General features: G+C 60.6%; 5 protein-coding genes. 1 reads left to right on the forward strand and 4 read right to left on the reverse strand.

Annotated features, from left to right (window positions below; translation table 11 throughout):
• The 4 genes from AB7E65_RS12110 to AB7E65_RS12125 form a co-directional block, all read right to left on the reverse strand.
• A partial coding sequence (locus AB7E65_RS12110) for a DNA translocase FtsK 4TM domain-containing protein (protein ID WP_428746035.1) occupies nt 1-465 on the reverse strand: 465 nt, incomplete at its 3' end.
• A gap of 84 nt (nt 466-549) precedes the next feature.
• Nucleotides 550-1,341 (reverse strand): undecaprenyl-diphosphate phosphatase, encoded by a 792-nt coding sequence (locus AB7E65_RS12115; RefSeq protein ID WP_072286092.1) that lies wholly within the window; start codon nt 1,339-1,341, stop codon nt 550-552.
• Nucleotides 1,342-1,391: 50 nt separating this feature from the next.
• A complete protein-coding gene (locus AB7E65_RS12120; protein ID WP_428746036.1) occupies nt 1,392-3,086 on the reverse strand; it encodes a ribonuclease J in 1,695 nt (564 codons plus the stop codon).
• A complete protein-coding gene (locus AB7E65_RS12125; RefSeq protein WP_072286094.1) occupies nt 3,083-3,787 on the reverse strand; it encodes a lysophospholipid acyltransferase family protein in 705 nt (234 codons plus the stop codon). Before AB7E65_RS12125 ends, AB7E65_RS12120 begins: the two co-directional genes overlap by 4 nt.
• Nucleotides 3,788-3,939: 152 nt before the next feature.
• Between AB7E65_RS12125 and AB7E65_RS12130 the strand changes: the two genes are divergently transcribed.
• Nucleotides 3,940-4,289: single-stranded DNA-binding protein (locus AB7E65_RS12130; RefSeq protein WP_428746037.1), on the forward strand; the 350-nt coding region annotated here is incomplete at its 3' end.

Here is a 4,289-nt window from a genome sequence, read left to right on the forward strand (position 1 = left end):
AGTGTTGACCCCCGCCGTAAACAGATTGGCCAGCATCCTTCCGGCCAACCCTCCCGCCTCGCCGATCGGCTCGCCGAACCAGGACGCACCGTGGAATTGCAAAGAGATAAGACCGTCCAGCGACAGAAGCATGCAGAAAAACGCCGCCACCCTCAGCCATTGAAAGCGGGGGGGCTTGCAGGCGAATGAGTGCCAGGCCAGGCCGAAAGCGCCAACGGGCAGCAGCAGCGCGGCAAACCCGAACCCCTGGAACAACAGGTCGGCCAGACAAGAACCGACAAACCCGCCCAGATTGTGCACGTCCCCCGCGCGGGAAACGTTGTTGAGGGATGGATCACCAGCCTGAAAAGAAACAAGGGCGAGAGCCAGAAACAGTCCGGTGGCCAGCCAGAACAAGCCGAGCAACTCCCGCTGGAAGCGCTCCCTGAACGTAGCCGCCTGTTTGCCTGTCTGTTCCTTGCTCATGATACTCCTCCGTCCCGATGCGGTTGGTGATTGCCGAAAACCGCTTCTTTGCAACTGGCCACGGAAATCGAACCGTCAGGGACCTTAAAGGGATACAGCAAAAAATATACCTCCCACCACCCAGCAATACAGAGCAAAAGCATAAAGGCGTCGGCGGCGCACCACGCCCAGCAGCAGATGAATGGATGCCAGGCCGCTGACAAAGGCCATGCAGGTACCCACGGCATAGACCGGGATATCGGCGGACCGCACCGCCTGCAGATCAGACAGGGACAGCAATGCCGCGCCAAGCACGGCCGGCAGCGCCATCAAAAAGGAAAATCGCGCCGCCGTTTCACCGGAAACCCCCTGGAAAAGCAGCGCGGATATGGTCGACCCAGACCGTGAAATGCCGGGCATGATGGCGCCGGCCTGGGCCACACCGGCAATCAGGGCATCCCGGACACGCAGCCTGCCTGCGTCGCGCCCGTTTTTGCGAAAGCGCTCGGACAAATACAGCAGACATCCGGTAACCATCAGCATGCTCGACACCAGCAACAGGTTGTCAAATGCCCCGATGAAAAACTCCTTGAAGCTCAGACCGACAATCGCCGCCGGTATCGAGCCGATCACCAGCAACCGCAACAGATGACGATACTGATGCGCCTCGTCGTGTTGAACAAAACAAGCCGTGGCCAGGTTGCGGCAATCGCGCCAGAAATAGACCACCACCGCCGCCATGGTGCCGCCATGCAGCAGCACGTCGAACAAGACCCCCGGCTGATCGAAACCCGGCAGCAGATGCTGCGCGATGACCAGGTGGCCGCTGGAGGACACCGGCAGAAACTCCGTCAGGCCCTGGAGCAGGCCCAACACCATAGCATGCAGAAAACTCATTGACACTCTCTTTTGATTCGAAGGGTACATCGCCGCCCGGCCGGACGGGACTATTGTTCAAGAATAATCGGCAGAATCAGAGGTCGCCGCTCGACCGTACGGTTGAAAAAGCGCCGCAGACATTTGCGCACTTCCACCTCCAGGGTCTCCTGCTCGGTCGCCGTTTCCGGCGCCATGCCGGCAAGCATGTCACAAACCTGCCGACGGGCCAGATCGAGAATATCCGTTTCCTCCTCGGCAACAAACCCGCGGGACAAAAGCTCGGGACCGTAAAGTATGCGGCCGTCCACGGGGCTGACGGCGAGCAGCACCACCACCAGACCGTGGTTGGCAATGTGGCGCCGGTCCCGCAGCTCCATGAGGCCGACATCGCCGACGCCGCGGCCATCGACCAGTACCCGGCCGGTCTCAAGGCGAGGCTCCCGCGAAAGACCGGCGGCGGAAACCACCAGCGGGCAGCCGTTTTCCAGCACCGTCACCCGCTCCGCGGGCACCCCCATGCCGCGTGCCAGTTCAGCGTGCCGGACCAGATGCCGGTATTCGCCATGCACCGGCACGAAGTTTTGGGGGCACACCAGCGACAGCACAATCTTGAGCTCTTCCTGGCTGGCATGGCCCGATACATGAACCTCGCTGGTGGTTTCGTAAAAAACCTCTGCGCCGCGCCGGTACAGATGATTGATCAGGCGATTGATGGCCTTTTCGTTGCCGGGAATGAATTTGGAGGAGAGGATCACGGTATCGCCCGGTTCCAGCGGCAACGCCCTGAATTCCTCCATGGCCATCCGCACCAGGGTGCTCTGCGCCTCCCCCTGACTGCCAGTGGTGAGCAGCAGCAGCCGATGTCGCGGCAGATCCCGCGCCTGGCGCAGCTCGATCAGCACATCATCGGGGATGTCAAGATATCCCAGCTCCCGGGCAATGCGGGTGTTGGCTACCATGCTGCGCCCCGCAATCGCCACCTTGCGCCCGCAGCGCACAGCCTCCTGCACGACCTGCTGAATGCGGTGGATATTCGATGAAAAAGTCGCAACCGCCACCATCCCCTTGGCGCGGGGCACGATCTCGGCGAAGGCTGCCGCGACTTCCCGCTCGGAAAGGGTGAACCCCTTTTTCTCCACATTGGTGGAGTCGGACATCAGCAGCAGAACGCCCTGCTCCCCATAAGCTGCCAGCCGCACCAGGTCCGTCGGCTGGTCATCAACCGGCGTCTGGTCCAGTTTGAAATCGCCGGTGTGGACAATCCATCCCATGGCGGTGCGGATCGCCACTCCGAGTCCATCGACAATGGAGTGGGCGACGCGAAACACTTCGACATGAAAGACACCGAGATCCAGGGCCTGGCGGGGTTGCACTTCCACCAGCGAAGCCTGGCCGAGAAGCTCGTGCTCTTCAAGCCGGTGACGCAGCAGACCAAGGGTCAGCGGAGATCCGTAAACCGTCGGAAACCCGAGCTTTGCCAGCAGAAACGGCACGGCGCCGATATGATCCTCGTGTCCATGGGTGAGGATCAGGCCGCGAATGCGGCCGGTCTGACCTTCCAGACAGGAAACATCCGGAATCACCAGATCGATGCCAGGCATATACGGTTCCGGAAACATGAGTCCACAGTCGATCAGCAGCAGCTCCCCGAGGTACTCCACCGCCATCATGTTCAGGCCGATCTCCCCCAGCCCGCCCAGAGGCAGAATCCGCACGGCGTCCGCCGGGATTTCGCCCCAGCCCGCGTTCGGCATGTCGGTCATGACCGCAAGGCCTTTTCGACCAGCGCCGCGATGGGCTCCCGCACCTGCTGCATCAGTTCATTGCGCTCCTGCACCGCCCGGCCGGCAGTCGCCACGGCGGGCAGAATCGTCACCGTCACCTTGCCGCCCCGAATCCAACAGCTGTGCTTCGGCATGACGTCCCGCGTGCCGGTAATGGCGATGGGTACCACCGGCACCTGCGCCTGAATCGCCAGGGTAAAGCTGCCGGCCTTGAAATCCTTGAGATGACCATCCGGCGAGCGCGTCCCTTCAGGAAAGACCACGACCGAAGTACCCTGCGCAATGCGCTCGATGGCGCGGCGCATGCTTTCCACACTCTTCTTGCGGTTGGAACGATCCACGGCAATATAACCGGCGCGGCGCATGGTCAGGCCGAACAGGGGGATATGGAACAGCTCTTCCTTGGCCAGCCAGCGAAATTGGCCGGGCAGCCCGGCAAACAGCGCCAGAATATCGAAATTGCTCTGGTGATTGGGCATATACACCACAGCTCCCCCGGGAAGGTTTTCCCGCCCTTCCACCACCATTCGGACACCGGCCAGCCACAGACTGATCCTGGCCCAGAACCGCGCATAACTATGCAGAAGATTGGCATGGATGAAAGAACAGGGTATGCCCGTCACCATAATAAACAGGGTCCAGGGGACAAACGTGACAATATAAAACAAGGTACGCAGCATAGGCCTCTTCTCCCGATAAGCATTTAATCGCGCCAGTTTACGAGACCTCGCCAAGGGGAGTCAAACCTTTTTGAACTTTACACCCCCGCCCGTTTCCGCTAGACTCGCGAGACGAACCAAACGTAAATAAAAACTCATGGAGGCTACAGCTCATGTCGGTAAACAAGGTCATCCTGGTCGGCAATCTCGGCAAAGATCCCGAACTGCGCTACACGGCGTCCGGCACGGCCGTTGCCAACTTCTCCCTGGCCACAACCGAGCGATTCAAGGACCGCGACGGCAACAGCCAGGAAAAAACCGAATGGCACAACATCGTGGCATGGCGCCAACTCGCCGAAATCTGCGGCAAATACCTGACCAAAGGCCGTCAGGTCTACATCGAAGGCAAGATCCAGACCCGCTCTTACGAAGACCGCGACGGCAACAAGCGCTATATCACCGAAATCGTCGCCGATCAGATGCAGATGCTCGGCCGCGCCGGGGACGACAACAGTGGTGGTGG

It is taken from the genome of Syntrophotalea sp. (genome assembly GCF_050253115.1).
GTDB classification, from domain to species: domain Bacteria; phylum Desulfobacterota; class Desulfuromonadia; order Desulfuromonadales; family Syntrophotaleaceae; genus Syntrophotalea; species Syntrophotalea acetylenica.

What these genes read in the sequence shown, in the direction of transcription:
- AB7E65_RS12115 (WP_072286092.1), bottom strand. Translation starts at nt 1,341, where the DNA reads ATGAGTTTTCTGCATGCTATGGTGTTGGGCCTGCTCCAGGGCCTGACG.
- AB7E65_RS12125 (WP_072286094.1), bottom strand. Translation starts at nt 3,787, where the DNA reads ATGCTGCGTACCTTGTTTTATATTGTCACGTTTGTCCCCTGGACCCTG.
- AB7E65_RS12120 (WP_428746036.1), bottom strand. Translation starts at nt 3,086, where the DNA reads ATGACCGACATGCCGAACGCGGGCTGGGGCGAAATCCCGGCGGACGCC.